Below are 25,988 nucleotides of genomic sequence, written 5' to 3'. Positions count from 1 at the left end.
GTGGCTCATGACTTCTTGGCCTTGGTGGTGTGGGCGGCGACCCAGATCGCGACCGCGATGAGCGTTCCGAGACCGAAGATCCAGCCGAACAGGCCCTCGGTCACCGGACCGAGGCTGCCGAGCGTGAGACCACCGGGGTTCGGCTCATCGTTGGTGGTGTGGCGGACGAAGGCCACGATCTGCTTCTTCTGCTCCTCGGGCATGGTGGTGTCCGGGAACGACGGCATGTTCTGCGGGCCGGTCTGCATGGCCTCGTAGATGTGCTTGGCGTCCACACCCTCCAGCGACGGGGCGTACTTGCCCTTGGTCAGGGCACCGCCCTGGCCGGCGAAGTTGTGGCACTGGGCGCAGTTGGTGCGGAACAGCTCGCCACCCTTGGAGATGTCCTCGGGGTTGGTCGAGGTGAACTGCTCCTCGGTCGGCGTCACCGGGCCGGGGCCGAGCGAGGACACGAAGGCGGCGAGCTGGTCGATCTCCGCCTGCGAGTAGATGTTCTTCTTGCGCGGCACCTGGGCGCCGGGCTGCTGGGCCGGCATGCGACCGGTGCCGACCTGGAAGTCGACCGCGGCGGAGCCGACGCCGACCAGGCTCGGACCGTCGCTGCTGCCCTGGCCGTTCAGGCCGTGGCAGGAGGAGCAGCCCACGGCGAAGAGCTTCTTGCCCTCATCGATCGCGAGCGACTGCGCGGCGACGTCGGCCTGCGCCTTGTCGGCGGGCGCGAACGCGGCGTACAGCCCCCCGGTTGCCGCCAGGGCGAGAAGTAGGACGACCAGCGCCGCCAATGGGTGGCGCCGTCGTGCGGAGAGCTTTTTCACGGAATAACCCCGGTGTCAGGATCTGGTCGACTGGTGGGTGCACCCGGCGGCCGGTCTGGCCGGCACGAGGCTGCCTCTCTAGGGCTGCGCGCGCGGTCGGTCGGTGGGAGCGTCGGCACCGGACGAAGCGGCCCGTCGCCGGTGAGGGCGGGGCCGTGCGCCGGTGGCCAGCGACCTGATCAGCTGGTTACTTGATCAGGTAGATGGTCGCGAACAGGCCGATCCACACGACGTCGACGAAGTGCCAGTAGTACGACACCACGATCGCGGCGGTGGCCTGCTCGTGCGTGAACCGCTTGGCTGCGTACGTCCGTCCCAGGACCAGCAGGAAGGCGATCAGACCACCCGTCACGTGCAGACCGTGGAAGCCGGTGGTCAGGTAGAACACCGTGCCGTACGGGTCGGAGGACAGCGAGAGGCCGTCCTTCTTGACCAGCTCGGTGTACTCGAAGACCTGGCCGCCGATGAAGATCGCGCCCATCACGAAGGTGATGACGAACCACGAGCGGAGCTTCTTCACGTCCCCGCGCTCGGCGGCGAAGACGCCGAGCTGGCAGGTCAGCGAGGAGAGCACCAGGATCGTGGTGTTGACCGAGGAGAAGGGCACGTTGAGGGCGTGCGCCTTCTCGGTCCAGAACTCGGCTCCCTTGACGGAGCGGAGCGTGAAGTACATCGCGAAGAGGGCCGCGAAGAACATCAACTCGGAACTGAGCCAGACGATCGTTCCGACGCTGACCATGTTCGGCCGGTTGACCGATCCGTGCGCGTGCCCGGTTTCTACTGCTGTTGCTGTCGCCACGACGGACATTATGTCGGTCCCTTATTCCGTCTTCACGCCGGGGGGTCTCCCTCGGAGTGTCCGGTGCGTGCGGTATGCCCCGGTGGCGCCGGGCGGGGCGTCCGGACGGGGGCTGAGCAGCGGCGTGTCCCTTTTCTGATGGTTCTTCGCGGGGCCGTTCGACCCCCTTGCCCAGCGTGTCGCTGCACCGCTGCGGGGGGCGCGGGAAGTAAGGGGAGCGGCCCCGCGGTCGGCCGTACGGGTGGACTGCGTGCGCGGGGGTGACGGACCGTCCTCCGGGAGGGTGAGCCGGGGGCGCGGCGGCTTGAGGGGGATCGTGCGGGACGGCCTCCGCAGGAGGTGATCGGGAGTAGCATCCGGAGTGAGGTGAACGTGGTCCGGATCACACGTGAGGGAGCAGGGCCCATGGCGTACAAGTCCGACGAGACGCTGACCGTCCTCGTCTACAGCCACGACCGCAACACCCGCGAGCAGGTGCTGACGGCCCTCGGCCGCCGCCCCGCCGAGGACCTTCCGGAGCTGGACTACCTGGAGTGCGCGACGCACCCCGCGGTGCTGAAGGCGCTGGAGAAGGGGGGCGTCGACCTCTGCGTGCTGGACGGCGAGGCGGTGCCGGCCGGCGGGCTGGGGCTCGGGCGGCAGCTGAAGGACGAGATCTACGGCTGCCCGCCGGTGCTGGTGCTGATCGGTCGGCCGCAGGACACCTGGCTGGCCGCCTGGAGCCGGGCCGACGCCGCGATCTCCCGGCCGGTCGACCCGGTGGCGCTCGCGGAGGCGGCCGCCACGCTGCTCCGGGCCCGGGTGGCGAAGCGGACGCCGGCCGTCCGCTAGGGCGCGCCCCGCCGGCGCCCGTCTCAGTACGAGAGAAGAAGTCCGGCGGCGGGACTTCGGTGTCCCGCCGCTCGATAGGCTGGCTCCATCCGTACGGACATCCCTTCCGGGAACCGACAACAGCTGGAGTCAGCCATGGTGAACGTGAACCCTGCGAACGGCGGCAACGACCCCGTGCAGGTGGTCCGCACCTGGCCCGACGTCCTGTCGGCACTGCTCAGGGGCGAGGACCTCGACCGCTCCGCCTCCTCCTGGGCGATGGACCGGATCATGAGCGGCGAGGCCTCCCCGGCCCAGGTGGCCGGCTTCATGGTGGCGCTCCGCTCCAAGGGCGAGACGGTGGAAGAGGTCACCGGCCTGGTGGACGCGATGTACGCGCACGCCGAGCCCCTCACCATCCCCGGCCCGGCCGTGGACATCGTGGGCACCGGCGGCGACCGGGCCAAGACGGTGAACATCTCCACCATGTCCGCGATCGTCGCCGCCGCGGCCGGCGCCAAGGTGGTCAAGCACGGCAACCGGGCGGCGAGCTCCGCCAGCGGCTCCTCGGACGTCCTGGAGAAGCTCGGCATCAGCCTCGACCTGTCCGCCCGGCGGGTGGCCGAGGTGGCCGAGGAGGTCGGCCTCACCTTCTGCTCCGCGGCGCGCTTCCACCCGTCGATGCGGCACGCCGCGACCGCCCGGCGCGACCTCGGCGTCCCGACCGCGTTCAACATCCTCGGCCCGCTGACCAATCCGGCGCGGGTGACCGCGCACGCGGTCGGCTGCTTCGACACCCGGCTGGCCGGGCTGATCGCCGGCGTGCTGGCCGGGCGCGGTGCCCGCGCGCTGGTCTTCCGCGGTGACGACGGCCTGGACGAGCTGACCATCACCACCACCTCGCGGGTCTGGGTCGTCCGCGACGGCGAGGTCACCGAGACCACCTTCGACCCGCGCACGGTCGGCATCGAGCCGGTCGGCATCGAGGCGCTGCGCGGTGGCGACCCGGCGTACAACGCGGACGTGGCCCGCCGGCTGCTGGCGGGCGAGCACGGGCCGGTGCGCGACGCCGTCCTGCTGAACACGGCCTCGGCCCTGGTGGCGCTGGAGCTCACCGACGCGCCGCTCGCCGAGCAGCTCGCGGCGGGCATGGCGCGGGCCGCCCGGGCGATCGACTCCGGCGCCGCGCAGGATCTGCTGAAGCGCTGGGCGGAGGCCACCAGCAAGGCGTGAGAAGGCAGTTGGGGGCCCGCGGGGAGGCGTTCCCGCGGGCCCCTCGCGCTGTCCGGATGGCGGAACGCTGTTTGACCGCCCCGGCGGCCGCGACCTAGAGTCTTGGCCAGGTCATGAGTGACAGCGCGAAGCCCCAGCTTGCTGTCCGGCAACCCTCCGTCCGTGGCGGGGTGCCCTGGGTGAGGACCGGGCTCCGTGGCGATCCGTCCGCGGGGCAAGCGCGGACGCCGGGCGACATGCACCCCGGGGTCCCCACCCCGTGAAGGAGTGCACCCGTGTCGCTCGTCCCCACCGAACTCCGTGCCCCGCTCGCCGTCCTCGGCCGCGACGTGCAGGTCCCGCTCGCCGACGGTGCGAAGGTCGGGTACGCCGCGCTCGACTACGCCGCCAGCGCCCCGGCGCTGCAGCGGGTCTGGGACGACGTGGCCGCCTACGCCCCCTACTACGGCAGCGTGCACCGCGGCGCCGGCTACCTCTCCCAGCTCTCCACCGACCTGTTCGAGCAGAGCCGCCGCACCGTCGCCGAGTTCCTGGACCTGCGCGAGGGCGACCAGGTGGTCTTCACCCGGGCCACCACCGACTCGCTCAACCTGCTGGCCGGCGCCGTCCCGGCGGGCACCCGGGTCTTCGCCTTCGAGACCGAGCACCACGCCTCGCTGCTGCCGTGGGCCCACGCCGGGCTGGCCGTCACCTACCTGCGGGCCCCGCGCTCGCGGGCCGAGGCGGTCGCGGCCCTGGACGCCGCGCTGGCCGCGGCGCCCGAGGGGCCCAAGCTGCTCTGCGTCACCGGGGCCTCCAACGTCACCGGCGAGCTCTGGCCGGTCGCCGAGCTGACCCGGACCGCCCACCGGCACGGCGCCCGGGTGGTGCTGGACGCAGCCCAGCTCGCCCCGCACCACCGGGTCTCGGTCCGGGAGCTGGGGGTGGACTGGATCGCCTTCTCCGGCCACAAGATCTACGCGCCGTTCGGTGCCGGGGTGCTGGCCGGCCGCGCCGACTGGCTGGACGCGGCCGAGCCCTACCTGGCCGGCGGCGGCGCGACCCGGACGGTCGCCCGGGAGGCCGACGGTTCGGTCGACGTGCAGTGGCACACCGGCCCGGCCCGGCACGAGGCCGGCTCGCCGAACGTCATCGGCGCCTACGCCATCGCCTCGGCCTGCCGGGCCCTCACCGAGGCCGGCTGGGACGCGCTGGAGGCCCGCGAGCAGGAGCTGGTCGCCCGGCTCACCGCCGGCCTGGCCGAGATCCCGCAGGTGAAGGTGCTGAACCTGTTCGGCGCCGGCTCCGCACGGGTGGGCGTCCTCTCCTTCGTCGTCGAGGGCTGGAACAGCTCGCACTTCTCCGCCGCGCTCTCCGCCGAGTACGGCATCGGGGTGCGCGACGGCCTGTTCTGTGCGCACCCGCTGGTGCGCACGCTGCTCGGCGACGAGGAGGTGGCGCCGTCGGAGTGCGGCGCCCCCGAGCCGTCGCTGCCGGGTGAGCGGAGCCTGAACGCGATCCGGGTCAGCTTCGGGGCCGGCACCCCGGACGAGCACGTCGAGCGGTTCCTGACCGCCGTCCGCGAGCTGGTCACGGACGGCGCGGCGTGGACCTACCGCAACGAGGGCGGCCGCTGCGTCGCGGCGGTGCAGGTCGACCGGGGCCGGCGCGCGGGCTGAACCGGCCGTCGCGGACGGGGGCTACTCGTCCAGGCCGAGCGCGAAGGCGGCCTCCAGGTCGTGCTGGGAGTAGGTGCGGAAGGCGATCTGGGTCTCGGTGTGCGCCACGCCCGGGACCTTGTTCAGCCGGCCGGGGATGACCTCGGCCAGGTCGTCGTGGCGGCGCACCCGCACCATCGCCACCAGGTCGTAGCCACCCGTGACCGAGTAGACCTCGCTGACGCCCTCGATGGCCGCGATCGCCTCGGCGATCTCCGGGATGCGGTCGACGCTGGTCTTGATCAGGACGATGGCGGTGATCACTGTTCCGGCTCCTTTGTGAGGTGCCGCCAGGGTATCGGGCGTCAGCCGGGGCGTCGCGGGGGACGGGTGGCGAGCGTGCAGGCGTAGAGGAAGCCGGCGGCGAAGCCGATCACGTGCACCAGGTAGGCCACCCCGGGCCCGGCCGAGTGCACCGACCACCACTGGAGGGCGAACCAGAGCCCGAGCACCAGCCAGGCCGGGAAGCGCAGCGGCAGGAAGAGCAGCAGCGGGACGAGCGTGGTGACCCGGGCCCGCGGGTTCAGCCGCAGGTAGGCGCCGAGCACGGCCGAGATCGCCCCCGAGGCGCCGATCAGGACCCGGGTGGAGTCCGGCGCGTGCGCCTCGGCCAGCGCGAACCCGTACGTCGCCAGCGAGCCGGCCGCGAGGTAGAAGAGGGCGAACCGGGCCCGGCCGAACCGCTCCTCGACGGTGGGGCCGAAGACGTGGAGGAAGAGCAGGTTGCCCAGCAGGTGCAGCCAGCCGGCGTGCAGGAAGAGCGCGCTGAGCACCGAGAGCGCCGGGTGCTTGCCCGGCGTCGGGGCGGCGGGGCACCCGGGCACCGGGTCGGGGGCCTGCGCCAGCTGTTCGGCGGTCAGCGGCCGGCCCGCCAGCAGTTCGGCGGGGACGGCCCCCCAGCGCTGCTCGTACCGCTGCTCGGCGCAGACCCGGGCCTGCCCGCGGCCGTAGAAGGGGTTGATGCCGGCCGCCGGGCCGAGCAGGAAGACCAGGGTGTTCAGTGCGATCAGGGCGTAACTGACGGCCGGGACGCCCGCGGTCGGGCGACCGCCCCGCGCACCGGTGTGGTCGAGGACCGGGATCGCCATGCGGCCAAGCATCCCTCCGCCGGGCCCCGGTGACACCGGGCGTGCGGCAGGTGGGCTAACTGCACAACGCCCTGACCGGTGGCCGCGGTGGCTGCCCCAGGCAATAGGCTTGGGGCGGGCATTCCCGCCTCCCGCCGCCGATGCCGGGGCTCCGGGGGGAGCGCCTGAGCCCACCCAGGGACCACCCGAGAGGATCCCCGATGACCGTCCCCGCTCTGACGCCCGAGACCCGCTGGCGCTGCACGCTCTGCGGCAACCTCACCCGCTTCGACGTGACCCGGTCCCTGCGGGTGACCGAGTTCCTCCACTTCGACCTCGCCGGCGAGTCCGAGGTGGAGGAGACCGAGGTGCACAGCGAGACCGTCGAGTCGGTGCGCTGCCGCTGGTGCAACGCGGTGGACCAGGTCGAGCTGGTGGCCCGCCCGGGCGCCGAGGACGCGGCGCCGGCCGAGGGCGCCGAGCAGGGCTGATGCCGGGCCGTGCGGTGGGCGGCAGGGCCGCCCGCCGCACGGGACAATGACAGGCGGAGCGCACGGAGCGTGACGACGGGGGCGGCCGCGGACGGCCGTACCCGCTGGACCAGGATCGGAGCCGAGGACGTGGTGGACGCAGCGAACGAGCCCGCGGGGCCGCAGGGGCGGCAGCCCGCTGTGGACACGCAGGCGCCGGACGCGGCCGAGACCGAGGCCGCCCCGTCCGCAACCGCGGCCCCGGCCGGGCCGGCCGCCGGTGAGGAGCCCGGTGAGGAGCCGGCGGCAGGGCGCGCCGCCGAGCAGCTCGACCGGCCGCTGCCCGAGGGCGTGCGCCGCCGGGTGGTGGGCCTGGCCGCCGACGCGCTCGGCGGGCTGCCCGCCGGCGAGCTGCCGCAGTCGCTGCGTCAGTACGCGAAGTTCACCCCGGCCCGGCGGGCCAAGTACGCCGCCACCGCGCTGGCCGCGGCGCTGGAGTCCGAGCCGGCCTTCCGGGTGCGGATAGCGGAGCGGCTGCGGCTGGGCCAGCCCGACCTCGTCCGGGCGCTGGAGTCGGGCACCGTCCCCGCGGCCGCCGACCCGATGGACGTCGCCGCCGCCGCCTACCTGGTCCGGTCGGCGGGCTGGAGCCGGCTGGTGGCCGAGGCCGGCGACGAGGCCGAACGGGCCGGCGCCGAGGGTGCGGCGGCGGAGGCCGCCCAGCTGGTGGAGAAGCTGCAGACGGAGCTGGCCGAGCTGCGGGCCGCCGCCCGGGCCGATCTGGAGCGGCACCGGGCCGAGTCGGAGGACGTCCGCAAGGAGGGCGACTCGCTGCGCCGGAAGGTGCGGTCGCTGGAGAGCGACACCCGTCGGGCCCAGGCCGAGACCCGCCGGGTCTCCGCCGAACTGGAGGCGCTGAAGGCGCAGGCCGCCGCCGAGCGCAGTGCGGCCGAGAGCGAGGCGCGGCGGTTGCGGCACCGGATCTCCGAGCTGGAGACCACCGTGGAGCAGGGCCGCCGTTCGGCCCGCGAGGGGCGCAGCGTCGAGGACATGCGGCTGCGGTTGCTGCTGGACACCGTGCTGCAGTCGGCGCAGGGTCTGCAGCGGGAGCTGGCGCTGCCGGTCTCCCAGATCCGCCCGGCCGATCTGGTGGAGGCGGTGGTGCCGGGGTCGGCCTCGCCGCACGACGTGGCCCGGCGCGCCCTGGCCGAGGACGATCCGGCGCTGCTGGACCAGCTGCTGGCGATCCCGCAGGTGCACCTGGTGGTGGACGGCTACAACGTGACCAAGACCGGCTATCCGACGCTGCCGCTGGAGCAGCAGCGGATCCGGCTGCTGGGCGGTCTGGCGATGCTGGCGCAGCGCACGCAGGCGGAGGTCACCTGCGTGTTCGACGGGCAGGACCTCGACGTGCCGGTGATCATGGCGCCGCCGCGCGGCGTCCGGGTGCGCTTCAGCCGGACCGGGGAGACCGCGGACGAGCTGATCCGCCGCCTGGTGCGGGCCGAGCCGCAGGGCCGTCCGGTGGTGGTGGTCTCCACCGACCGGGAGGTCGCAGAGGGCGTGCGGAAGGCGGGCGCGCGCCCCGTCGCGTCGGTGCTGCTGCTGAACCGGCTGGCCCGGCCGTAGGCTTCCGGAATGGTCGGGCGGACCCGCGTGACGCCTGCTCAGCGGCCGGTTTGCGGCGATGTGGCGATCTCGTGAAGTCATGGCGGGCGGCCGGGGGTCACGCCATCGGGGGAGTGGCGGAAAGCCTGGATCTTCACTAGGGTCTGGCGTCAAACCTATTTTCCGGATTCTCACTCGTTCGGGTGAGTCCATTGGAAGAAGGAGCCGGTCCCTTGGCCTCCCACCGCCGTCCCAAGCAGCCGAGCCGCGCGCGGGTCTCCGTGCTCACCGCTGCCGCTGCGACCGCGGTCGCTCTCTCCGCCCAGGTCGCCGCCCACGCCGCGCCCAGCCCGTCGCCGAAGAAGGACGACGTCAAGGCGCAGATCGACCAGCTGCAGGAGGAGGCCGAGCAGGCCACCGAGAAGTACAACGGCGCCAAGGAGCGGGCCGACCAGCTCCGCAAGCAGGCCGACCAGCTGCAGGACCAGGTGGCTCGCGGCCAGGACGAGATGACCCAGCTTCAGGGCGGGCTGGCCGCGGTGGCCGGTGAGCAGTACCGCACGGGCGGCATCGACCCGTCGGTCCAGCTGATGCTCTCCTCCGACCCGTCGGGCTACCTGGACAAGGCCTCCAGCGTGCAGCAGGCCTCCTCCAGCCAGACCGAGGCGCTCAAGGGGCTGCAGGACCAGCAGCGCCGGCTGGACCAGCAGAAGGCCGAGGCCGCCGCGGTCCTCGCCTCGCTGGACAGCACCACCAAGGACCTCAACCAGGCCAAGACGGACGTCAACAAGAAGCTCAAGGAGGCCCAGGACCTCCTGAACTCGCTCAGCGCCGCGGACCGGGCCGCCCTGCGCGCCGCGCAGCAGGCGGAGGACCGCGCCTCGCGCGGCTCCGAGCGCGCGGACCTCGGCAGCCTGCCGCAGGCGAGCGGCTACGCCGGCACGGCCGTCTCCATCGCGATGAGCAAGCAGGGCTCCCCGTACGTCTGGGGCGCCACCGGGCCGAGCACCTTCGACTGCTCGGGCCTGATGGTCTTCGCGTACGGCAAGGCCGGCGTCTCGCTGCCGCGCACCTCGCAGGCGCAGGGCAACGTCGGCACCCGGGTGCCCTCGCTCGCCGAGGCGCAGCCCGGGGACCTGATCATCTACCGCAGCGACCGCAGCCACGTCGCGATGTACATCGGCAACGGCATGGTGGTGCACGCGCCGCACACCGGTGACGTGGTGAAGGTGATGAAGGCCGACGCGATGCCGATCAACACGATCCGCCGGGTCTGACGGACCGACACGCCCCGCTGGCCCCGGAACGCACCTGTGATCCGCGCCACCCCGATCTGGGGGGTGGCGCGGATTTCTCCTGTTCCGATGACAAGCGATCAGCTCCGTGTGCGGCACCGATCACGCCCGGTCATATTCACAAATGAACATGGATGATGTTCCGGCTTTTTTCTGACAAGGATTTGAACGGATCACGGTTCTGTTACTAGGGTCGGGCCTTGAACCACCGCACAGTCGATCACCCAGCCTGGGTGGCGGCGGAGGTTTACCGCCGAGTTCGCGAAGCAGCGGGACGGGCCGCAGGCCCGTCCGAGTGGGAGCCCAGTAGTCGGGGGCGCTGTGGAACGGAGCCGGGGAACCATGTTCCTCCGGGGTGAATCGGCGCCAGGTCGGCCGGTGGAACGGCCGGTGAGGCGTCGTAGGGCCTTCTTCCGGCCCGAACCCGTCAGCTCACCCGGTAGGCGGACGTTGGAAGAAGGAGTCCGCCTTCGTGGCGTCCCATCGTCGTCCCAAGCCCGCCGGCCGCGCCCGTGTCTCGATCCTGACCGGTGTCGCCGCCGCAGCCGTCGCCCTCTCCGCGCAGTCCGGTGCCCACGCCGACCCGACGCCGACCAAGGACCAGGTCAAGGAGCAGGTCGACCAGCTCAACGAGCAGGCCGAGGTCGCGACCGAGAAGTACAACGGCGCCCAGGCCAAGCAGCAGGAGCTGCAGAAGCAGGTCGGCGAGCTCCAGGACAAGGTGGCCCGTCAGCAGGCCGCGGTCACCGAGGCCCAGGGCGGCCTCGCCGAGATCGCCGGCGAGCAGTACCGGACCGGCGGCATATCGTCGACCGTCCAGCTGATGCTCTCGTCCAGCCCCGACAACTTCCTCAACCAGGCCGGGGCGCTGACCCAGGCGAGCAGCACCCAGTCCGGCGCGCTGAAGGACCTCCAGGAGCAGCAGCGCAGGCTCGACCAGGACCGCAACGAGGCCCAGGCCAAGCTCGGCGAGCTCGAGACCACCACCCAGCAGCTGAAGGCCTCCAAGGAGGAGGTCCAGGCCAAGCTGGCGAAGGCCCAGGACCTGCTCAACACGCTGACCGAGCAGGAGCGCCGCGCGATCCGCGAGGCCGAGGAGAAGGCCGCCGCCGAGGCGAAGGCCCAGGCGGACGCCGCCGCGAAGGCCGCGAAGGCGAAGGCGGACTCCGAGCGCGCCTCCCGCGACACCAACCGCACCGACCTCTCCGGCTCCGGCTCGGGCGCCGCCACCGCGGACCCCGCCCCGGCCCCCAAGCCGGTCGCCGCGGGCAGCTCGCGCGGCGCCGCCGCGCTCTCCATCGCCGCGGGCAAGGTCGGCAGCCCGTACGTCTACGGCGCCGCGGGCCCGAACTCCTTCGACTGCTCGGGCCTGATGGTCTGGGCGTTCAACCAGGCCGGCGTGTCGCTGCCGCGCACCTCCCAGGAGCAGGCCCACGCCGGCACCCGGATCGGCTCGGACCTCTCCCAGGCCCAGCCCGGCGACCTGCTGATCTTCTACAGCGACGCCCACCACGTGGGGATCTACGCGGGCAACGGCCAGGTGCTCCACGCGCCCAAGCCGGGTGCCTCGGTGCGCTACGAGGCGGTCTCGAACATGCCGCTGTCCTCCATCGTGCGCGTCTGATCCGCAGTCGGTTCCGACAGGCCCGGTCTCCCCAGGTGGGGAGGCCGGGCCTGCGGCTTTTCCGGGGGCTCGCCCTGGTGTCCGACAAGGAGTCAAATATTCGGGTTGGGAGGGGTTTGGACTCGCTTGCCCGGACTCGCTAACGTCTGCCACCGGACTCCCGTCGAGAGCCGCCCACCCCGGCGCGGCCGCGGGGCCGGGCCGCAGGATCGGAGCCGCCGTCGCATGTCCGTGCACCGCCGTTCCCCGCTGTCGGGGGCACACACCCTCGCCCGTGCGCTGGTGCTGACCGCCGCGGCCACCACCGTGCTCGGCATGGCGACGGGCGGCCCCGCCCAGGCCGCCCCGGGACCGGACGGACCGGTCAACCGCAAGGACGTCAAGGCCCAGGTGGAGCAGCTGTACGACGAGGCCGAGCAGGCCTGTGAGCGGTTCAACGCGGCGCAGGAGGCGCAGCAGCAGCTGCAGCACGAGACCGGCGCCCTCCAGCAGCAGGTCGCCGTGGCCCAGGACGAGCTCAACCAGCTGCGCGGCGACCTCGCCACCGTGGCCGGCGCCGAGTACCGCGGCGGCGGCATGGCGCAGACCGTCCAGCTGATGCTCGCCACCGACCCCGAGGGGTACCTGGCCAGGGCCCGCACCCTCGACCAGGCCGCCGAGCGGCAGAGCGAGACGCTGCGCGAGGTGGTGGCCCGCCAGCGGCGGCTCGACCAGCGCCGCACCGAGGCCTCCGCGAAGCTCGCCGAGCTGGAGCAGACCCGCCGCGCCCTGGCCGAGAGCAAGCAGCAGATCCAGCAGCGGCTGGCCAAGGCGCAGCGGCTGCTCAACAGCCTGGGCGAGGCGGAGCGGGCCCGGATGGCCGCCCAGGACGCCCGCGAGGCCGAGCAGCGCGCCACCCGCGGCACCGACCGGCTCGACCTGGGGACCGCCCCGCCCGCCTCCGAGCGCGGTGCGGCCGCGCTGGCCGCCGCCGTGAAGATGATCGGCTCGCCCTACGTGTACGGATCCACCGGGCCCCGCGCGTTCGACTGCTCCGGTCTGATGTACTGGAGCTGGCGGCAGGCCGGAGTGACCCTGCCGCGCACTTCGCAGGCCCAGGCGTCGGCCGGCCAGCGGGTCAGCCTCTCCGACGCGCGACCGGGAGACCTGGTGATCTTCTACCGGGACATGCACCACGTCGGCATGTACGCCGGCGGCGGGGTGATCGTGCACGCCCCCTACCCGGGCGCGAAGGTGCGGTACGAGAGCGTCAACGCCATGCCCGTCGCGGGGGTGATCCGGCTCTGAGCCGGTCCGGCCGCCCGCCCGCCCCCGCCGACGCCCCGGCCGACACCGCGGCCCGCCGTTGCGCGCTGTCCCGGCGCGGCGCCCTGCTGCTCGCGGCCGGCGGGCTGGCCCAGCTGTCGCTGCCCTGGGCCGCTCCCGCCGCACCGGCGGGCGCGGTGGCGGCGGACCGGCGCTCGGAGGTCGCGGCGGTGCTGGCCGGGCGTGCCCGCGCGCTGGCCGCCGGGGCGGCCGGGGTGCCGCTGGCCGAGGCGGCGTACCGCAACCTCCTACTGGGCCCGGCGGGTGCGCCGGACCGGGCCGTGGCCACCGCCGAGCTGGCCGTCCGGGTGGCCGGCTACGACGCGTACCCGGTGGTGCACCAGCGCCGGCTGGCGCTGCTGCGCACCGCGGCCGGGTGGCAGGTGGAACGGGAGGAGGGCGCGGGCGGCCCGCCCCCGGTCTGGGACCTCGGCACGGTCGCGGCCGCGAACGGCGGGTTCTGCCTGGTCCTCGGCCTGGCGGGCGGGCCGGACCCGGCCGAGCTCGCCGTGGTGGCCGACCGGGCCGTCCCGGCGGTGAGCGAGGTCTGGGGGACCGACTGGCCCGGCCGGCTGCTGCTGCACCTGCCCGCCACCGAGGAACAGTTCGCCCGGCTGCTGGAGGCCGACCCGGACGGCTGGACCGGCATGGCGGCCGTCACCACCGCGGCGTCCGGCGCGCCCCGGCACACCCCGGCCGACCGGGTGCTGGTCAACCCCGAGGCGTACGGCGGGCTGAGCGGCTTCGGCCGGCAGGTGGTCGTCACCCACGAGGCGGTGCACGTGGCGACCAGGGCCGACACCCGGGCCTGGACACCGCTCTGGCTCTCCGAGGGCGTCGCCGACTGGACCGGCTACCGCGGCTCCGGCCGTACGCCGAAGCAGATCGCCCCCGAGCTCGCCCGGGACGTCGCGGCCGGACGGCTGCCCGTGGCGCTGCCCGCCGACGAGGACTTCACGGCGGGGGCCGCCGGCATCGCCCAGGCGTACGAGCAGTCCTGGCTGGCCTGCGAGGTGGTCGCGCGCCGGTACGGCCCGGCGCGGCTGGTCGCGCTCTACCGGGCGGTCGGGGCGTCCGGCCCGGAGGGTGAGGACCGGGAGCCGTGGCTGGACCGCCTGTTCCGGTCGGAACTCGGGCTCGGGCTGGCCGAGTTCACCGCCCTCTGGCTGGCCGAGGTCCGGCGGCTCGCCTCCTGAGCGCCCGGCAGGATCCCTAGCGCCGCTCGCCGGTGGTGGCCGGGCGGTGGTCGATGCCGTCCAGCAGGTCCTGCTCGTAGGCGATGCCGGGCCGCACCGGGTAGGCGCCCACCGGCTCCGGCCGCTCCAGCACCACGGTGGCCGGGAGCTGGACCGGACCGCGGGTGGAGCGCCAGAGCCGGACGCAGGAGAGCACGGCGGCGGCCACCAGCAGCAGGTTGCGCAGGGCCAGCACGGTGATCGCGCCCGGCTCGCTGCCGACCACCTTGCTGAACATCAGGGGGAACTCCACCAGGGTCAGCGGCGTCGCGGCCAGGATCAGCACCGCCACCGGCCGCTGGCTGCTGCCGCGCACGGTCAGGCAGACCGCCGCCACGCCGACCAGCCAGACCAGGTACTGCGGGCTGATCACCCGGCTGGTCACGGTGAAGACCAGCAGGGCGGCCAGGGCCGCGTCGTACATGGTCGCAGCGTTGCGGCGGCGGGCGGTGAAGCGCCAGAGCAGCAGCCAGGCGAAGCCCAGCAGGGTGCCGGCCATCATCACCTTGCCGACCACGTCCACCCACGGCCCGAGCATCTCCACCGAGCCGTAGTTCATCATCACCTTGCCGTCCCAGGCCCCGGCGATCCGGGCGAAGTGCAGCGGCAGCGCGCCGACCGACTCCACCTCGACGCCGCGGTCCTTCTGGAACGTCAGGAACTCGAACGCGCCGTTCATCCCCGCCGCGAGCAGGAAGCCCACCGAGACGGCGGCGGCCACCGCGGACGTCCAGGCGCGGCGGGTGCGCCGCCCGGACGGGGTGCCGATCAGGCCGAGCAGCGGCCAGATCTTGACGATCCCGCCCAGGCCCAGCAGCAGACCGCCGAGCGCCGGGCGGCGGATCAGCGCCAGCAGGCCGGCCACCGCGACCGCGGTGACGATCACGTCGTACCGGTTGTAGATCATCGGGCCGAGCAGCGGCACGCCGGCCACCCAGACCCAGGCGCCGGTCAGCGCCCGGCCCTTGCGCACGCCGGCCCGGACCAGCAGGGCCATCGCCACCGCGTCGGCGACACCGCAGATCACCCAGAACGAGACCAGGTAGGACCAGGGGAGCAGCCCGGGCAGCATGATCACCAGGGCGGCTCCGGGCGGGTACTGCCAGGTGACGTCGTCCAGCGGGAAGGTGCCGGTCTGCAGCACGCCGTACCAGCCGTGGTAGATCAGCCAGACGTCGGCGGTGATGTCCCCGCCGGGCATCCGCAGCACACCGGTCACCAGCAGCACGAGCAGTGCCCGGGTGGCCAGCCAGGTCCCCCCCAGGGCGAGGAGCGCCCCGGTACGGCCGGCGGGGCCGCCGGGGGCACCCGGGGCGGGTGCGGGCTCCCGGCGGACGGCCAGGGCCGTGCCGGGGCCGTCGGCGCCGCTGGAAGTACCGGACTCGGTGGCCGGGGCCAACTCCACTGCGCTCCCTCGTTCGTCTCGGACGTCCCACCGGAGGCGCCGCGCGACGGACGCCCGGGCGGTCGGTGGAGGGCGCTGCGCCCTCGTCCGGGCGGGCCCCACCGGCTGCCTAGGTACTAGGACAGACCCGGGGGTGGAACGGTTGCCGTGCGCGGATGCGTTCCCGGCGGGTCGTGGTGTTGACCTATCGTACGGATCACCCAGCGGTACACCGAGCACCCCCCGACCGAGCGAGCCGTGGCCCGATGCACAAGACCTTGATCGTCACCAACGACTTCCCGCCCAGGCCCGGCGGTATCCAGGCCTTCGTCCACAACATGGCTGTCCGTCAGCCCGCCGGGAGCATCGTGGTGTACGCCTCGACCTGGCGCGACGGCAGCGAGGTGGCGCGCTTCGACGCCGAACAGCCCTTCCAAGTGATCCGGGACCGCACGAAGGTGATGGTTCCCACACCGCGGGTCACCCGCCGGGCCGCCGAGATCCTGCGCGCGGAGGGCTGTGACGCCGTCTGGTTCGGCGCGGCCGCCCCGCTCGGGCTGATGGCGCCCGCGCTGCGCCGTGCCGGGGCCGGCCGGCTGCTCGGCATGACGCACGGGCACGAGGCGGCCTGGGCCCAGCTTCCGGCCGCCCGGCAGCTGCTGCGCCGGATCGGCGCGGGCACCGACACCCTGACCTACCTCGGCGAGTACACCCGTTCCCGGATCGCCGGCGCGGTCGGCCCGCAGGCGGCCGCCCGGATGGTGCAGTTGCCGCCCGGCGTGGACGAGACGACCTTCCACCCGGAGTCCGGCGGGGCCGAGGTGCGCCGCCGGCTCGGCCTGGCGGACCGGCCGGTGGTGGTCTGCGTCTCCCGGCTGGTGCCCCGCAAGGGCCAGGACACCCTGATCGAGGCGATGCCGCAGATCCTCGCCGACGTGCCGGACGCCGTGCTGCTGATCGTCGGCGGCGGCCCGTACCGGGCGGAGCTGGAGAAGCTCGTCGACGCCCGGGGCGTGCGCGCCTCGGTGGTGTTCACCGGCTCGGTGCCGTGGGAGGAGCTGCCGGCCCACTACGGCGCCGGGGACGTCTTCGCGATGCCGTGCCGCACCCGGCGGGGCGGGCTGGACGTCGAGGGCCTGGGCATCGTCTACCTGGAGGCGTCGGCGACCGGGCTGCCGGTCGTGGCCGGGGACTCCGGGGGTGCGCCGGACGCGGTGCTGGAGGGCGAGACCGGATACGTCGTCCCGGGCGGCTCGCCGGCCGCGTCGGCCGAGCGGATCGTCCGGCTGCTGAAGGACGAGGAACTGCGGCGCCGGATGGGCGAGGCCGGGCGCCGCTGGGTGGAGCGCTCCTGGCGCTGGGACCTGCTGGCCGGGCGGCTCACCTCGCTGCTGGCCGGTTCCGACCGGTCGTAGCGTCCGGGGACGGCCGGTGCGGCCCGCCCCACCGTTCAGGGGGCGGGCCGCACCGGGGTTCGGGGGTTCAGCGCTGGTAGATGGCCTCGACGTCGGCGGCGAAGTCCTTCAGCACGACGTTGCGCTTGAGCTTGAGCGAGGGCGTGAGGTGCCCGCTCTCCTCCGAGAAGACGGTGTCCAGCAGGCGGAACTTCTTGACCGCCTCGGCGTGCGAGACGGCCGCGTTGCCGTCGTCGACGGCGGACTGGATGGCGGCCAGCAGGTCCGGGTCCTCGCGCAGCTCGGCGAGGGTGGCCGTGGCCGGCTTGCCGTTCAGCTCCTTCCACTTGGGGAAGAAGTCCTCGTCCACGGTGACCAGGCAGCCGATGAACGGCCTGCGGTCGCCGACCACCATCACCTCGCCGATCAGGGCGTGGGCCCGGATCCGGTCCTCGATCACCGCCGGGGCGACGTTCTTGCCGCCCGCGGTGACGATGATCTCCTTCTTGCGGCCGGTGATGGTGAGGTAGCCCTCGGAGTCCAGGGAGCCGATGTCGCCGGTGGCGATCCAGCCGTCCTTGAGCGTGGCGGCGGTGGCCTCCGGGTTGTTCCAGTAACCGGTGAACACCTGCGGACCCTTGAACAGGACCTCGCCGTCCTCGGCGACCCGGACGGCCGAGCCGGGCAGCGGCTGGCCGACCGTACCGATCTTGGGCTTGTCCCACGGGTTGAAGGCGGTGGCCGCACAGGTCTCGGTGAGGCCGTAGCCCTCCAGCACGGTGAAGCCGATGCCCCGGTAGAAGTGGCCGAGCCGCTCGCCGAGCGGGGCACCGCCGGAGATCGCATGGGTGGCCCGGCCGCCGAGCGCGGCGCGCAGCTTGCTGTAGACCAGCTTGTCGAAGACCGCGTGCTTGATCCGCAGGACCAGACCGGCGCCGCCGGCGTCCAGCGCGCGGCTGTACGCGATCGCGGTCTCGGCGGCCCTGTCGAAGATCTTGCCCTTGCCGTCGGCCTGGGCCTTGGCACGGGCGGTGTTGAAGACCTTCTCGAAGACTCTGGGCACGCCCAGGATCAGGGTCGGCCGGAAGGCCGCGAGCTCGGCGGTGACATCCTTGATGTCCGAGACGTGGCCGAGCTTGATGGGCGCCATCGCCGGGGCGATCTCGGCGATCCGGGCCAGCACGTGGGCCAGCGGCAGGAAGAGCAGCACCGAGCTCTCGCCGGTGCGGAACAGCGGCGCCAGGCGCTCGACCACGTTGCCGCACTCGGCCATGAAGTTGGCGTGGGTGAGCTGACAGCCCTTCGGCCGGCCGGTGGTGCCCGAGGTGTAGACGATGGTGGCGATCGCGTCGGCGTTCGCCACCGAGCGGCGCTCGTCGACGGTGGTCTCGGCGACGTCCTGCCCGGCCGCCGTCAGCGCGCCCAGCGCGCCGTTCTCGATCTGCCAGGTGTGCTTCAGCTCCGGCAGGCGCTCGCGGACCTCCGCGACCACCGCCGCGTGCTGGGCGGTCTCGGTGAGGACGGCGACCGCCCCGGAGTCGCCGAGGATCCACTCGACCTGCTCGGCCGAGGAGGTCTCGTACACCGGCACCGTGATCGCGCCGGCGGTCCAGATCGCGAAGTCCAGCAGCGTCCACTCGTAGCGGGTGCGGGACATCAGCCCCACCCGGTCGCCGGGCTCGATACCCGCGGCGATCAGGCCCTTCGCGGCGGCGCGCACCTCGACCAGGAACTGGGCGGCCGTCAACTCCTGCCACCGGCCGTCCACCTTGCGGCTGAGCACCGCGACGTCGGGGTGCCGCTCGGCGTTCTGGTGCACGAGGTCGGAGAGGTTACCGCCGCTCGGTACCTGGTAGAGGGCCGGAAGGCTGAAGTCGAGCAAGACTGCTCCTCGTTCGCGACGCTGCGGGACGGCAGGACGTTACTGCCCGGTAGGCAGCTTCGACCAGGGGGGTCGGCTCCGGTGTTCGAAGTGTCACACCTTTACCCGTCCGACCAGGCCGTGACCGGGTCGTTCGACTGGCACCCTACGGCAGGGCCCCGGTGACCGGCCGGTAGCCCGCCGTCCCCGCCCGCGGCCCGCCCGCCGGAGCGTCCCGGGCGGGCCGAGCCCCGGGCCGGACGCCGGCGCCGGGCGCGATAGCCTGCTCCGGGCGCACCCGACCGAGCAGGCTCGGCCGGGCCGGCAGCAAGGGACGACGCGGAGGGCCATTCCATGGCGGAGCACACCAGGTCGAGCATCACCATCGACGCGACCCCGGCGGCGGTGATGGCCGTGATCGCCGACTTCGCCGCCTACCCGGCGTGGACCGGTGAGGTCACCGAGGTCGAGGTGCTCGAGCGCGACGAGAACGGCCGCGCCGCCCAGGTGCGTCTGGTGCTCGACGCCGGCGCGATCCGCGACGAGCACGTCCTCGCCTACACCTGGGACGACGACCGCGAGGTCGGCTGGACCCTGGTGCGCAGCCAGATGCTCCGCTCGCTCGACGGCTCCTACGCGCTCGCCCCGCTCGGCGGCGGCCGCACCGAGGTGACCTACCAGCTCGCCGTCGACGTCAAGATCCCGATGCTCGGCATGATCAAGCGCAAGGCGGAGAAGGTCATCATCGACCGGGCCCTGGCCGGCCTGAAGAAGCGCGTCGAGGACACCGGCGCCGGGAAGCGCGCCGAGGGCTGACACCGAGGAACGGGGCAGGGCATGACGGCGACACGCACCATCCTGGTCAGCGGAGACGCGGCGGCACCCACGGTGGCGGCCGCCACCGCGCTGCACGCCGCCCGGCAGGGGCACCGCACCCTGCTCCTGGCCGCCGACGACCCGCACCGCACCCTGGACACGGTCCTCGGCACCCGGGTGGAGCCGGAGCCCACCGCCTGGGCCCCCGGGCTGCACGTCCTGCGGACCGACGAGCAGGCCGCCTTCCGGCACACCCTCGGCGAGATCGGCGGCCGGCTCAAGCCCGCCCTCGACCTGCTCGGCGCCGACCCGCTCGACCCCGAGGAGCTCACGGCCCTCCCAGGTACGGCCCGGCTCGCCCTGCTGCGCGCCCTTCCCGCCGCGGAGGCCGACGTCCTGGTGGTGCTCGCCCCGCCGCCCGCCGAGCTGATCGCCACCCTCGCGCTGCCCGAGCAGCTGGAGCGCTACCTCGCCCGGCTCGTCCCCGAGCAGCGCCAGGCGGCCCGGGCGCTGCGGCCGCTGCTGGCCGGCCTCGCCGGGGTGCCGATGCCCGCCGACTGGCTGTACGAGCTGCGGACCAGGGCCGCCGAGGCGCTCGCCGCCGCCCGGGCCGCGATCACCGCCCCCGGCACCAGCGTGCGGCTGGTCGCCGGCGCCGACGGCCACCCGTTCGAGGAGCTGCGCCGGATCCGCGCCGGGCTGGCCCTGCACGGCCACCGGCCGGACGCCGTGGTCCTCCACGGCGTGCTCCCGGACGCCGCCGCCGACTCGCCGGACCCGTGGCTGGCCGGGCTGGCCCGCCGCCGCCGCGAGGAGCTGGCCGAGCTGGCCGCGGCGAGCGACGTCCCGGTGCTGGCCACCGGCCCCGCCGAGGCCACCCTGGAGGCCGTCGCCGACCGCCTCTACGGCACCGGGTCCGGCCCGGCCCCGCTGGCCCCCGTACCGTGGACCGTGGAGGACCGGCTGGCCGAGGACGGTCTGCTGGTCTGGCACCTCGCGCTGCCCGGCGCCGAGCGCGCCGACCTCGACCTGGTCCGCCGCGGTGACGAGCTGGTGGTCGGCCTCGGCGCCCACCGCCGGATCCTCCCGCTGCCCTCGGCGCTGCGCCGCTGCACCGTCGCCGGCGCGGGGCTTCAGAACGGGGCGCTCGCCGTCCGCTTCGCGCCGGACCCGGCGCTCTGGCCCCGCGGCTGACCCGTCCGGGCCCGGCCCGCCCGGCCGGTGGTGCCGGTGTGCGGCAAGATCGCCCGGGCGGGATCCTTCGGGCTGTCCGGTAGCGTCGGAGACAGTGGCCGCGGGCGCGGCCGGAGCCGAGGAGACGCGCGATGACCACCGCCGACGACCGCACCGAGCAGGCCGCCGAGCACCCCTTCGGCCCGGAGCTGGGCCCGCTGGTGGACGAGGTGCGACGGCTGGCCTCCGCCGTCGGCCAGAAGGCGCAGGAGGCGAGCGCCGACACCCTGATCTCGCTGGCCGGCTTCGCCGACCGCCTGCGCGAGCAGCAGCCCGACGTGTACGGGCACCTGGCCGCCGCGGGGAGCGGCCTGGCCGCGGTCGGTGCCGAGCTGGTGGCCGCCTACCGGGCCGCCGTGGTCGGCCACGAGCACCGCTGGACCGCGGGCGACCGCGCCCGCAGCGAGCACATCGACCTCGACACCCCTGACGGGCCCTCCGACAAGCAGTGAAGCCCTGACATCCGACCGGTGATCGTCCGGATCCCGACCGTGACAAACCGGGTGGGAATGTACGACTTTTGAAGGAGTCCGGCGCGCTGGCCGCCAAATTGTCTTCGGTTAATGTATGCGACGGTGTGTACGGGGGCTGGGTTGGGCGGTAGCGTTCCGTCCAGCGGGAACGAGTGAATAGCTGAGGGACACATGGCTCTGACCATCGGCGTCGACGTCGGCGGGACCAAGATCGCGGCAGGCGTGGTCGACGAGGCGGGCGAGATCCTGGCCAGGACCAGGGTGCCCACCCCGGCCGACCCCCAGTGGGCCGTCGACGCCATCGCGCAGGCCGTACGCGAGCTCAAGGAGCAGTACCCCGACGTGGTCGCCGCCGGCATCGGCGCCCCCGGCTTCGTCGACCGCAGCCGCTCCACGGTGATCTTCGCCCCCAACATCGACTGGGAGGACGAGCCGCTGCGCACCCGGATCGAGGAGCTCACCGGCCTCGACACCGTGGTGGAGAACGACGCCAACTGCGCCGCCTGGGCCGAGTTCCGCTTCGGCGCCGCCGCCGAGCACGAGGACATGGTGCTGATCACCGTCGGCACCGGCATCGGCGGCGGGATCGTGCTGGACGGCCGGCTGCACCGCGGCCGGTTCGGCGTGGCCGGCGAGATCGGCCACCTCAACATGGTCCCGGACGGCCTGCCCTGCGGCTGCGGCGGCCGGGGCTGCTGGGAGCAGTACGGCTCCGGCCGGGCGCTGCGCCGCTACGGCCGCGAGAGCGCCGCCGCCGACCCGCTCCGCGGGGCGCGGATGCTGGAGCTCAACGACGGCGTCGCCGAGACCATCCGCGGCATCCACATCACCCAGGCCGCGGAGGAGGGCGACCCGCTCGCCCTGGAGTGCTACGCCGAGCTGGCCGACTGGCTGGGCCGCGGGATGGCCGACCTGGCCGCCCTCTTCGACCCCGGGGTGTTCGTCCTCGGCGGCGGCGTCTCCGACTCCGGCCGGCTGCTGCTCGACCCGGTCGCCAAGGCCTTCGAGCACTACCTGACCGGGGGGGTGCACCGCCCGCGCGCGGAGGTGGTGCTCGCCTCGATGGGCTCGGCCGCCGGCATCGCCGGTGCGGCCGACCTGGCCCGCACCGTCTGACCGCGGGCCGCACCCCGACGGCGGCGCGGCCGGAGCCCCCGGAGCTCCGGCCGCGCCGCCGCCGTGTTCCACCCCGCCCGGTGGGCCCGCTGCCGTACGGTCGTCACCGGAGCGCCACCGGACGCACGGGGAGGACCGCGCATGACCACCGGACCGACCGAGCTGCCGCCGCCCGGACCGGGCCGGCTGCGGTTGCTCAGCTACAACATCCGCTCGCTGCGCGACGACCGGCACGCCCTGGTCAGGGTGATCCGGGCCTGCGAGCCGGACATCGTCTGCATCCAGGAGTCGCCGCGCTACTGGCGCCCGCAGGGCCGGGCCGCCTGGCTCGCCCGGGAGACCGGCACCGTGGTGCTCTCCGGCGGCGGCCGGATCGCGGCCGGCCCGCTGCTGCTCGGCCGGCTCGCGGTGGACGTGCTCGCGGTGCACGACCGGCTGCTGCCCAAGACCCGCGGCCTGCACGCGCGCGGCTTCGCCGGCGCTCTGGTCCGGGTGGCCGGCTCGGTGCCCTTCTCCGTGACCAGTTGTCACCTGAGCCTGGACCCGGACGAGCGGTACGGCCAGTTCGGGATGCTGCTCGACCGGCTACGGACCGCCGGCCCCGGGGTCGTCGCGGGCGACTTCAACGAGCACCCGGACGGGCCCGGGTGGCGCCTGCTGGCCGAGCGGCTGCAGGACGGCCACCTCGCCGCGCCCTGGGGCGGCGAGTTCACGTCCGTCCCGGACAACCCGTACCAGCGGATCGACGCCGTCTTCGCCACTCCCGACGTCCGGGTCCTCGCCTGCGGTGTCCCGCACGGGCTGCCCGGGGTCACCGATGCCGACCTGCGGGCCGCCACCGACCACCTGCCGGTGCTTGCCGTCCTGGAGCTGCCGACCGGCTGAGGCGCCGGGCTGAGGTGCCGGGGCCGGGGCCGGGCGGCCCCGGACGGGCGCCGGGCCGGGCCTCTGCCGGGCCACCCCGCTGGCGCGCCGCGCCGGGCCTCTGCCGGGCCGGCAGAAGGGCTGCCGTCAGACGACGGCGCCGCCGTGCGGGTCCTCGGGCTCGTCCTCGTCGCGCTCCTTCATCCGGACCACCAGGGTGACGAAGCCGCCGAGGAAGGCGGTCACGCCGACCCAGGCCGGCCAGCCGGCGACCTCGCGCCAGACCACCGCGTCGAAGAGCAGCAGCGCCGGGCCGCCGAGCACGGCCAGCCAGGCGAACTTGGCGGTGGTGTCGGCCGGGGGCAGCGGCGGCGGCTCCGGCGGGACGAAGTGCTCCTCGTCGGTCTCCGCGGCCAGCTCGAAGTCCCGCGGACCCGAACCGGCGGCGGGCATCACCGGCCGGCCGGACCGGGGGCGGGGCTGCGGCGCGAGGTCGGAGAGGTCGTCCGGATCGGTGCGCGGCCCGGCGCCGTCCTTGAAGCCGCCCTTCAGCTCGCCGCGGGCGCGCAGGTCCTCGATCTCCGGCCAGTCCGGGTTGTTGAGGTCCACGGGGTCGTCGAACTGGGCGATCAGCGCGGCGAAGATCTCGTCCTGCTCCGCCTGGCTGCGCTCGGGGGCGCGCCGCACCCGCGGCGGCTCGGCGGCCCCCCGGGCCACACCCTCGGGGCCGGCGCCGCCGGGCGCCGCCTCGCCCAGGTCGGCCCTGCTCCGGTCCGCCTTCTCGAGGTCGGCGCGACCCGCGCCGGCCCCGGCCGGCCCGGCTTCCGCGGCCCCGGCGGAAGCCCTGCTGTCCTGGGCCTTCGTATCCTGGGCCTTCGTGTCCTGCGCGTCCTCGCGGGGCGCCTCGTCCTCGCCGCCCGCCGTGCTGCTCTCGTGCACTTCCGGCCCTTCAGCCCTGGTGATCGTCGGATTCGACCCGGGTGGCGCCCGCCGCGTGCGCGGAAGCCAGCCGTCGGATGAAGTCCCCACTGGCCGCGAATATTTCCGGCGCGTCGTGGTCCAGCGTCGCGACGTGGTAGCTGCGCTGGCACAGCCGCTCCGTCACGTCGGTCGAGGATATCCGGGCCAGCACCAGTTCGGAGTTGGCCGCGGAGACGACGTGGTCCTGCGGGCTGTGGAAGAGCAGCACCGGCTGGGTCACCTGAGGCAGCCGGCCCTGGACCTCCTTCCAGAGCCGGGCCAGCGACCACGCGGCGTGCAGGGGCGTCCGGTCGTAGCCGACCTCGACCGCGTCCGGCCGGGCGATGTCGTTGGCCACTCCGGCCATGCTCGGCACCACGTGCCGCAGCACCGGCAGGAGCACACTCGCGGGGTTGTCCGATCGCACCGACGGGTTGACCAGCACCAGCCCGGAGACGGTCGGACCGTGCAGCGCGGCCAGCCGCAGTGCCAGCGCGGAGCCCATCGACAGCGCGCAGACGAAGACCTGCTCGCACTCGGCCGACAGCGCCAGCAGCTCGCGCTCGACCTCGGCGTACCAGTCCTCCCAGCGGGTGACCTGCATGTCCTGCCAGCGGGTGCCGTGCCCGGGCAGCAGCGGCACCGAGACGGTGAAGCCGGCCGCCGCCAGCTCCTCGGCCCAGGGGCGCAGCGACTGCGGCGAGCCGGTGAACCCGTGGCAGAACAGGACGCCCACCGGCCCGCCCCGGTGGCGGAACGGTTCGGCACCGGGCAGCAGCGGCATGGCGGACTCCTTCGCGGGCGGGGACGCTGGAGGACGGGCGGGGACGCCGGAGGACGGGCGGGAACGCTGGAGTACGAGGACGCGGTGGCGGCGCCGGGAGGGGCGCGCGGGAGCGGGAGCTGCGGGAACCGCATCGTCCCACGGGTGCGCCCGCGCCGTACACCCCGCGGGACGGTGGCCGGACGACCGGTGGCGGAGTCCGGCGAGCGGCCCGCCGGGGCGGGGCGGGGCGCGGGCGGCGCCCGCGGGGCATTAGGATCGACCGGTCCGCATAACAGGAGGCCCGGGTTGTTCTACCGACTGATGAAGATGATCGTCGCGCCACTGCTTCGGATCTTCTTCCGGCCGTGGATCGAGGGCGAGGAGAACATCCCCGCCGAGGGTGCCGCGATCATCGCGAGCAATCACCTCTCCTTCTCGGACTCCTTCTTCTTCCCCGCGCTGATCAAGCGCCGGGTGACCTTCATCGCGAAGGCCGAGTACTTCAACACCCCCGGGGTCAAGGGCAAGCTGACGGCCGCCTTCTTCAAGGGCGTCGGCCAGCTCCCGGTCGACCGCTCGGGTGTGCGCGGCGCCGGCGAGGCGGCGATCCGCAGCGCGATCGCGGTCCTGGAGCGCGGCGAGCTGTTCGGCGTCTACCCGGAGGGCACCCGGTCGCCCGACGGCAAGCTCTACCGCGGCAAGGTCGGCGGGCTGGCCCGCGTCGCGCTGGCCACCGGCGCGCCGGTGATCCCGGTCGCGATGATCGACACCGAGAAGGTGCAGCCGCCCGGCCAGGTGGTCCCCAACTTCGGCATCCGTCCGGGCATCCGGATCGGCCGCCCGCTGGACTTCTCCCGCTACCACGGCATGGAGAACGACCGCTTCATCCTCCGTTCGGTGACGGACGAGGTGATGTACGAGATCATGCGCCTCTCCGGCCAGGAGTACGTGGACATCTACGCGACCGCCGCCAAGCGCCAGATCGCCGACGACAAGAAGCGCGCGGACGCCGAGCGCAAGGCCGTCCAGAAGGCGGAGCAGGCCGCCGCCAAGGCGGAGAAGGCCGAGGCGGAGAAGGCCGAGAAGGCCCAGAAGGCCGCCGAGCAGGAGCAGAGGGCCGAGCAGCAGAAGGAGAACGGGTCGGCCTAGGTCCGGCCCGGACG

At 74.1% G+C, this 25,988-nt stretch carries 24 protein-coding genes and 2 riboswitches; of the genes, 16 read left to right on the top strand and 8 right to left on the bottom strand.

Features of this window, described 5'->3' with window-relative positions; translation table 11 throughout:
- Positions 1-5: 5 nt before the first annotated feature.
- Positions 6-815, bottom strand: a complete 810-nt coding sequence (locus MCM47_RS02375) for a c-type cytochrome (protein WP_238740442.1) — start codon at positions 813-815, stop codon at positions 6-8.
- A 187-nt stretch (positions 816-1,002) separates the two neighbouring features.
- The gene (locus MCM47_RS02370) at positions 1,003-1,623 is read right to left on the bottom strand and encodes a heme-copper oxidase subunit III (protein ID WP_238740439.1); all 621 of its coding nucleotides are present in this window, start codon (positions 1,621-1,623) and stop codon (positions 1,003-1,005) included.
- A 396-nt stretch (positions 1,624-2,019) separates the two neighbouring features.
- Between MCM47_RS02370 and MCM47_RS02365 the strand changes: the two genes are divergently transcribed.
- The 3 genes from MCM47_RS02365 to MCM47_RS02355 all read left to right on the top strand — a co-directional run bounded on the left by MCM47_RS02365 (position 2,020) and on the right by MCM47_RS02355 (position 5,315).
- Positions 2,020-2,445, top strand: a complete 426-nt coding sequence (locus MCM47_RS02365) for a hypothetical protein (protein WP_238740437.1) — start codon at positions 2,020-2,022, stop codon at positions 2,443-2,445.
- 135 nt (positions 2,446-2,580) lie between these two features.
- Positions 2,581-3,657, top strand: a complete 1,077-nt coding sequence (gene trpD, locus MCM47_RS02360) for an anthranilate phosphoribosyltransferase (protein ID WP_238740435.1) — start codon at positions 2,581-2,583, stop codon at positions 3,655-3,657.
- A gap of 109 nt (positions 3,658-3,766) precedes the next feature.
- A riboswitch (SAM riboswitch) is annotated at positions 3,767-3,884 on the top strand.
- A 48-nt stretch (positions 3,885-3,932) separates the two neighbouring features.
- On the top strand, positions 3,933-5,315 hold the full coding sequence (locus MCM47_RS02355; protein WP_238740433.1) for an aminotransferase class V-fold PLP-dependent enzyme: 1,383 nt from the start codon (positions 3,933-3,935) through the stop codon (positions 5,313-5,315).
- Positions 5,316-5,336: 21 nt separating this feature from the next.
- On the opposite strand, the gene MCM47_RS02350 is transcribed toward MCM47_RS02355, so the two are convergent.
- Positions 5,337-5,618 (bottom strand): Lrp/AsnC ligand binding domain-containing protein, encoded by a 282-nt coding sequence (locus MCM47_RS02350; protein WP_030240061.1) that lies wholly within the window; start codon positions 5,616-5,618, stop codon positions 5,337-5,339.
- 41 nt (positions 5,619-5,659) lie between these two features.
- A complete protein-coding gene (locus MCM47_RS02345) occupies positions 5,660-6,442 on the bottom strand; it encodes a rhomboid family intramembrane serine protease (protein ID WP_238740431.1) in 783 nt (260 codons plus the stop codon).
- Between the two features lie 200 nt (positions 6,443-6,642).
- On the opposite strand from MCM47_RS02345, the gene MCM47_RS02340 reads away from it, so the two are divergent.
- From MCM47_RS02340 to MCM47_RS02315, 6 genes are all read left to right on the top strand, one after another.
- On the top strand, positions 6,643-6,912 hold the full coding sequence (locus tag MCM47_RS02340; protein WP_238740429.1) for a hypothetical protein: 270 nt from the start codon (positions 6,643-6,645) through the stop codon (positions 6,910-6,912).
- 129 nt (positions 6,913-7,041) lie between these two features.
- Positions 7,042-8,520: an NYN domain-containing protein gene (locus tag MCM47_RS02335; RefSeq protein WP_374209073.1), complete on the top strand. Its 1,479-nt coding sequence runs from the start codon at positions 7,042-7,044 to the stop codon at positions 8,518-8,520.
- 212 nt (positions 8,521-8,732) lie between these two features.
- The gene (locus MCM47_RS02330; protein WP_238740427.1) at positions 8,733-9,776 is read left to right on the top strand and encodes a C40 family peptidase; all 1,044 of its coding nucleotides are present in this window, start codon (positions 8,733-8,735) and stop codon (positions 9,774-9,776) included.
- Positions 9,777-10,101: 325 nt separating this feature from the next.
- Positions 10,102-10,256: riboswitch (cyclic di-AMP (ydaO/yuaA leader) on the top strand.
- Positions 10,257-10,266: 10 nt separating this feature from the next.
- Positions 10,267-11,418 carry an NlpC/P60 family protein gene (locus MCM47_RS02325; RefSeq protein ID WP_238740425.1) on the top strand — a complete coding sequence of 384 codons (1,152 nt, stop codon included), beginning with the start codon at positions 10,267-10,269 and terminating at the stop codon, positions 11,416-11,418.
- Between the two features lie 225 nt (positions 11,419-11,643).
- Positions 11,644-12,705 (top strand): NlpC/P60 family protein, encoded by a 1,062-nt coding sequence (locus MCM47_RS02320; protein WP_238740423.1) that lies wholly within the window; start codon positions 11,644-11,646, stop codon positions 12,703-12,705.
- A gap of 155 nt (positions 12,706-12,860) precedes the next feature.
- Entirely contained in the window at positions 12,861-13,919 is a 1,059-nt protein-coding gene (locus MCM47_RS02315) for a hypothetical protein (protein WP_238740421.1), read from the top strand.
- Positions 13,920-13,935: 16 nt separating this feature from the next.
- Here the strand turns inward: MCM47_RS02315 and MCM47_RS02310 are convergent, their stop codons facing one another.
- Positions 13,936-15,363 (bottom strand): glycosyltransferase family 87 protein, encoded by a 1,428-nt coding sequence (locus MCM47_RS02310; RefSeq protein ID WP_238740419.1) that lies wholly within the window; start codon positions 15,361-15,363, stop codon positions 13,936-13,938.
- Between the two features lie 245 nt (positions 15,364-15,608).
- Here MCM47_RS02310 and MCM47_RS02305 point away from each other — a divergent pair, with 245 nt between their 5' ends.
- Positions 15,609-16,757 (top strand): glycosyltransferase family 4 protein, encoded by a 1,149-nt coding sequence (locus MCM47_RS02305; RefSeq protein WP_238740417.1) that lies wholly within the window; start codon positions 15,609-15,611, stop codon positions 16,755-16,757.
- Positions 16,758-16,824: 67 nt separating this feature from the next.
- On the opposite strand, the gene MCM47_RS02300 is transcribed toward MCM47_RS02305, so the two are convergent.
- Complete coding sequence (locus MCM47_RS02300) at positions 16,825-18,618, bottom strand: long-chain fatty acid--CoA ligase (RefSeq protein ID WP_238740415.1); 1,794 nt, start codon at positions 18,616-18,618, stop codon at positions 16,825-16,827.
- A 333-nt stretch (positions 18,619-18,951) separates the two neighbouring features.
- On the opposite strand from MCM47_RS02300, the gene MCM47_RS02295 reads away from it, so the two are divergent.
- The 5 genes from MCM47_RS02295 (at position 18,952) to MCM47_RS02275 (ending at position 23,120) form a co-directional block, all read left to right on the top strand.
- Positions 18,952-19,413 (top strand): SRPBCC family protein, encoded by a 462-nt coding sequence (locus tag MCM47_RS02295; RefSeq protein WP_238740413.1) that lies wholly within the window; start codon positions 18,952-18,954, stop codon positions 19,411-19,413.
- Positions 19,414-19,434: 21 nt separating this feature from the next.
- Positions 19,435-20,607 (top strand): ArsA family ATPase, encoded by a 1,173-nt coding sequence (locus MCM47_RS02290; protein WP_238740411.1) that lies wholly within the window; start codon positions 19,435-19,437, stop codon positions 20,605-20,607.
- Positions 20,608-20,738: 131 nt separating this feature from the next.
- Positions 20,739-21,098 (top strand): DUF5304 family protein, encoded by a 360-nt coding sequence (locus tag MCM47_RS02285; RefSeq protein WP_238740409.1) that lies wholly within the window; start codon positions 20,739-20,741, stop codon positions 21,096-21,098.
- Positions 21,099-21,290: 192 nt separating this feature from the next.
- Complete coding sequence (locus tag MCM47_RS02280; protein WP_238740407.1) at positions 21,291-22,235, top strand: ROK family glucokinase; 945 nt, start codon at positions 21,291-21,293, stop codon at positions 22,233-22,235.
- Between the two features lie 141 nt (positions 22,236-22,376).
- Positions 22,377-23,120: an endonuclease/exonuclease/phosphatase family protein gene (locus tag MCM47_RS02275; protein ID WP_238740405.1), complete on the top strand. Its 744-nt coding sequence runs from the start codon at positions 22,377-22,379 to the stop codon at positions 23,118-23,120.
- A 126-nt stretch (positions 23,121-23,246) separates the two neighbouring features.
- Here the strand turns inward: MCM47_RS02275 and MCM47_RS43120 are convergent, their stop codons facing one another.
- Positions 23,247-24,038: a hypothetical protein gene (locus tag MCM47_RS43120; protein WP_308222272.1), complete on the bottom strand. Its 792-nt coding sequence runs from the start codon at positions 24,036-24,038 to the stop codon at positions 23,247-23,249.
- A gap of 10 nt (positions 24,039-24,048) precedes the next feature.
- Complete coding sequence (locus MCM47_RS02265; protein ID WP_238740403.1) at positions 24,049-24,843, bottom strand: carboxylesterase; 795 nt, start codon at positions 24,841-24,843, stop codon at positions 24,049-24,051.
- Positions 24,844-25,131: 288 nt separating this feature from the next.
- Between MCM47_RS02265 and MCM47_RS02260 the strand changes: the two genes are divergently transcribed.
- Complete coding sequence (locus MCM47_RS02260) at positions 25,132-25,974, top strand: lysophospholipid acyltransferase family protein (protein WP_374209050.1); 843 nt, start codon at positions 25,132-25,134, stop codon at positions 25,972-25,974.
- The last annotated feature ends 14 nt before the right edge of the window (positions 25,975-25,988 follow it).

Origin of the sequence: Kitasatospora sp. A2-31, from assembly GCF_022288725.1 — a bacterium.
GTDB lineage: Bacteria > Actinomycetota > Actinomycetes > Streptomycetales > Streptomycetaceae > Kitasatospora.
This window is presented reverse-complemented; position numbering and strand designations above follow the sequence as displayed.

Coding starts and splice junctions, on each gene's coding strand:
- MCM47_RS02370 (WP_238740439.1), bottom strand. CDS start 1,623: ATGTCCGTCGTGGCGACAGCAACAGCAGTAGAAACCGGGCACGCGCAC.
- MCM47_RS02365 (WP_238740437.1), top strand. CDS start 2,020: ATGGCGTACAAGTCCGACGAGACGCTGACCGTCCTCGTCTACAGCCAC.
- trpD (WP_238740435.1), top strand. CDS start 2,581: ATGGTGAACGTGAACCCTGCGAACGGCGGCAACGACCCCGTGCAGGTG.
- MCM47_RS02345 (WP_238740431.1), bottom strand. CDS start 6,442: ATGGCGATCCCGGTCCTCGACCACACCGGTGCGCGGGGCGGTCGCCCG.
- MCM47_RS02340 (WP_238740429.1), top strand. CDS start 6,643: ATGACCGTCCCCGCTCTGACGCCCGAGACCCGCTGGCGCTGCACGCTC.
- MCM47_RS02320 (WP_238740423.1), top strand. CDS start 11,644: ATGTCCGTGCACCGCCGTTCCCCGCTGTCGGGGGCACACACCCTCGCC.
- MCM47_RS02305 (WP_238740417.1), top strand. CDS start 15,609: ATGCACAAGACCTTGATCGTCACCAACGACTTCCCGCCCAGGCCCGGC.
- MCM47_RS02295 (WP_238740413.1), top strand. CDS start 18,952: ATGGCGGAGCACACCAGGTCGAGCATCACCATCGACGCGACCCCGGCG.
- MCM47_RS02290 (WP_238740411.1), top strand. CDS start 19,435: ATGACGGCGACACGCACCATCCTGGTCAGCGGAGACGCGGCGGCACCC.
- MCM47_RS02285 (WP_238740409.1), top strand. CDS start 20,739: ATGACCACCGCCGACGACCGCACCGAGCAGGCCGCCGAGCACCCCTTC.
- MCM47_RS02280 (WP_238740407.1), top strand. CDS start 21,291: ATGGCTCTGACCATCGGCGTCGACGTCGGCGGGACCAAGATCGCGGCA.
- MCM47_RS02275 (WP_238740405.1), top strand. CDS start 22,377: ATGACCACCGGACCGACCGAGCTGCCGCCGCCCGGACCGGGCCGGCTG.
- MCM47_RS02265 (WP_238740403.1), bottom strand. CDS start 24,843: ATGCCGCTGCTGCCCGGTGCCGAACCGTTCCGCCACCGGGGCGGGCCG.